General features: G+C 74.2%; 1 protein-coding gene and 2 pseudogenes. 1 reads left to right on the top strand and 2 read right to left on the bottom strand.

Features of this window, described 5'->3' with window-relative positions:
* Together A5714_RS14425 and A5714_RS14420 are read right to left on the bottom strand one after the other, a co-directional pair.
* Positions 1 to 673: pseudogene (locus tag A5714_RS14425) on the bottom strand (chorismate-binding protein); the annotation flags it as partial.
* A 58-nt stretch (positions 674 to 731) separates the two neighbouring features.
* On the bottom strand, positions 732 to 1,916 hold the full coding sequence (locus A5714_RS14420) for an NAD(P)/FAD-dependent oxidoreductase (protein ID WP_068286060.1): 1,185 nt from the start codon (positions 1,914 to 1,916) through the stop codon (positions 732 to 734).
* 342 nt (positions 1,917 to 2,258) lie between these two features.
* On the opposite strand from A5714_RS14420, the pseudogene A5714_RS14415 reads away from it, so the two are divergent.
* Positions 2,259 to 3,020, top strand: a pseudogene (locus A5714_RS14415) (hypothetical protein); the annotation flags it as partial.

Genomic DNA, 3,020 nt, shown 5'->3' with positions numbered 1-3,020 from the left:
GCAGGAACAGCTCGGGGGACAGCGACGCCACCGCGCCCCAGCCGCCGGCGACGAAGGCCGCCCGGGCGGGGGAGGTGCGGGCGACGCCCTCGACGAAGAAGTCCAGCGGCGCCCCGGCGGCCACGCCGGTGAACTGCGTGCACACGCACGCCTGGTACACCTCCCCGGCCCGGATGGCGTCCAGGCAGGCGAGCACCCCCTCGCGGTGCGCCGCCCGGTCGGCGCCGCCCCAGTCGATGCGGCAGTCACGCGCCGCCGCCCCCGGCGTGGCCAGGGCGCCGGCCAGCCACGGGGGCAGCGGCGCCCCGGTCAGGCTCTCGTACCACCAGCGGCCGTCGCGGTCGCGACGCAGGACGCAGTCCGTCCAGCCCCCGGCGGCCTCGGGGATGCGGTGCCCGAGGCCGTCCGCCCCCGGATCGGGGTAGGACAGGAAGCCGATCCACCCGCCGCCGACCGCCGTCGCCCCGGGCGCAGGGTCGCCCGGGGCGACGGCGAACGCGGCCGCGGCGTCCACCGGCAGCACCGTCACGCTGGGCGCGATCACCGCCAGGGAACCGAACCACTCGCCGGTCAGCGCCGCCGGCGGCGGCAACCCCAGCCGGGCGGTGGCGTCGCCGACGGCGCGCAGCACCCTTGGTGCGGCGCCCAGGTCGCCGAGCGGCTCGATACGCACCGCCCAAGCTTGACAGAACGGCGCCCGATTCCCACCCCGGCGGCCGGCGGCCCAGGCGTCACAACCGGCTCGGGTCGTCGGCCGGTGCGGCCACCGCCCGGCCGCCGCCCTTGAGCCAGCGGTAGGAACCGGGCTTGGCCGCCTCACGCCGGATCGACCACAGGGTGCCCTTGCAGACCGCCTCCTTGACCGCGGCGGCCGCCCGGCCGCCGAGCGCGACGTTGACCGGCGTGTCGTCGGTGTGGGCGAATTGCAGCGTGGCGTCGGTGCGGCCCAGGCTGATGCATTGCCCGACGAACGCCTGGCTCAATGCGGCCGGCTCGGCACCCGCCAGGCGGCTCAACACGGTGTTGGCGGCCTGGGCGCCCAGCGGCTCGGCGGCCTGGCAGCTCATCCGCAGCGGCCGGCCCGACGGCGCGGCGGCGTCGCCGGCGGCGACGATGCGCGGATCGTCGAGGCTGGTCAGCGTCTCGTCGGTGAGCAGCCGTCCCAGCCCGTCGGTGCGCAGCCCGCTGCGTGCGGCCAGGTCCGGCACGGTGAACCCGGCCGTCCACACCGTGGCGGCGCTGGGCACCACGGCGCCGTCGCTGAGCGCCACCTCGTCGCGGCGCACCTCGGCCGCCGCGACGGCTTCGTGCACGTCGACGCCGAGCCTGCGCAGCCGCTTGGCCACCGTGCGGCGGCCCCGCTCGCTCAGCGACGGGCCCAGCCGCGGGCCGCAGATCAGCGTCACCGGGCGGCCGCCTTCGGCCAGCTCGGCCGCGGCCTCGATGCCGGTGAGCCCGGCGCCGACCACGGCCACCGGCGCGGCGGCCGGCAGGTCGGCGAGCGCGTAGCGCAGCCGCCGCGCGCTGTCCAGGTCGGCGATCGAGTACGCGTACTCGGCGAAGCCGGGCACGCCCGACGCGGTGGCGCCGGTGCTGCCGACGGCGTAGATCAGGTAGTCGTAGGGCAGTTCGGCGCCCGAGGCCAACAGGACCCGCCGCCCGGCGGTCTCGATCCCCTCGACGCTGTCCACCACCAGCCGGATGCCCTCGCCCAGCAGCGTCGCGTAATCGGCGGTCGCCGCCCCGGTGTCGGTGACCAACTGGTGCAACCGAATCCGCTCGACGAACACCGGGCGGGGATTGACGAGGGTGATGTCGACATCCGGGCGCTGGCGCAACCGGTTGGCGGCCAGGGTTCCGGCGTAGCCACCGCCGACCACCACGACGTGTGGCCTGTACTCGACCGGCTTGTTCATGAGGTGTCTCCTGTTCTCGAGGGCGCTTACACCCTTCAGACACCGCGCCCCCGCCGGGCGTGACAAGACGGGCCCCGTTTGTGACCCGTCTCACTCGAACCCGGGCCGCGGTGGCGATGAGCTGCGGCGACGCCGTCGCGGCGGGTCGTGATACGCTGCGCTACGCCAATTCGCGGCCTGCCCCAGGGCCGGAGACCCGCGCCGGAAAACCCGCGACGGTTGAGGCAACTCAGCAGTGCGCATCGGTGTGTGTTGGGAGACGCAACCTTGAAGATCAGCAACTTCGCGACGTTGTCGGCGTCGGGCCGGTGTGGGGCGCCGGCGGGCGCGATCTGACCCCCGATGGTCCACTCATTGCCTCGCGCGTTGGCCGCTGCCCTGTGCACGGCGGCCGTGGTGGCCGGTTGCGGGGACAAGACCGACCCGGGGCCGCTGTCCGCGATGGTCAGCCCGGCCATTGCGCCCACCGCCCAGGAGATTTCGAATCCGCTGCGCGGGCAGTACGAGGAGATGCTCAATCCGCTTTTCCCGCAGGGGAATTCGGCTCAGCAGCGGTACTCCTCCTGGCCGGCGTCCTACGACGCGAGCCTGCGCGTCTCGTGGCGCCAGCTGCAGCCGGTGGACCCGCGCACGCTCCCGCCCGACGCCCCCGATGACCGCAAGTTCGACTTCACCGCGATCGACGACACGTTGACCAAGCTCGCCAGCCGCAACATGCGGCTGGTCCTGGGCGTCTACGCGTACAACTCCGCCGACCCCGCCAACGTCGCGGTGCCCGACTGGATGCGCCCGCCGACCGGGGCCGTCCCGAACTGGAACGACCCCGACTACCTCAACGGCTTCGGCCAGCTGCTGGCCGCGTTGGGGCGCCGCTACGACGGCGACGAGCGGCTCAGCGTGTTCGAGTTCTCCGGATACGGCGACGGCGGGGCGAACCGGATCGCGATCCCGGGCGCGCCGGGCCCCGACGACAGCCAGTCAAAGCTGGGCTACTACAGCCAGTTTCACGACCAAACCATCACCAAGGCCGCCGTCGCGCAGCTGGTGGCGGCCAACGTCGCCGCCTTCGGGCGCACCCAACTCGTGGTGAGCCCGCAGAACCCC

This window comes from Mycobacterium sp. E2462 (assembly GCF_001672685.1).
Classification (GTDB): Bacteria; Actinomycetota; Actinomycetes; order Mycobacteriales; family Mycobacteriaceae; genus Mycobacterium.
Note: the sequence above shows the minus strand (reverse complement) of the source record. Positions and strands in the feature narration are given on the sequence as shown.

Excerpts from the sequence above, each read along its gene's own strand:
- A5714_RS14420 (WP_068286060.1), bottom strand. The coding sequence starts at position 1,916 with ATGAACAAGCCGGTCGAGTACAGGCCACACGTCGTGGTGGTCGGCGGT.